This is a genomic window from Streptomyces calidiresistens (genome assembly GCF_014141525.1).
Lineage (GTDB): Bacteria > Actinomycetota > Actinomycetes > Streptomycetales > Streptomycetaceae > Streptomyces > Streptomyces calidiresistens.
On sequence record NZ_VKHS01001513.1, the window covers coordinates 1 to 525 of the forward strand.

The following is a 525-nucleotide window of genomic DNA, read 5'->3' on the forward strand; positions in this document are numbered from 1 at the left end:
GCCCCACGCCCCGCAGAGCCACGAGAGCCCCTGATGTACGAGCTGTCCCGGATCCGACTCCACTCCATCGGCCCGGCCGGTGCCCGTTACGCCGACACCGTGCTCGACCTGCGCGGCGTGGGCGCGCCGGTGCCCGAGCCCGCCCCGGTGCAGGCCGACTTCTTCGAGGGCGACCCCGTGGGGCCGCCCCGCCGCCCCGCCCCGGCGGGGGTCATCTTCCTGGAGAACGGCGGCGGCAAGTCCGTGCTGCTCAAGCTGATCTTCTCGGTGATGCTCCCGGGCCACCGCAACACCCTGGGTGGGGCCAGCTCCGGCGTGCTGCGCAAGTTCCTGCTCGCCGACGACTGCGGTCACGTGGCGCTGGAGTGGCAGCACACCGTCACCGGGGAGACCGTCGTCGTCGGCAAGGTCAGCGAGTGGCGGGGCCGCCAGGTCTCCTCCGATCCGCGCCGGTTCGCCGAGGCCTGGTACTCCTTCCGTCCCGGCCCCGGTCTGTCGCTGGACTCCCTGCCGGTCTCCGAGCGC

The 525-nt window shown here is 73.5% G+C and carries 1 pseudogene; it reads left to right on the forward strand.

The features are described from left to right. Positions 1-33: 33 nt before the first annotated feature. Positions 34-525, forward strand: a pseudogene (locus tag FOE67_RS28075) (hypothetical protein); the annotation flags it as partial.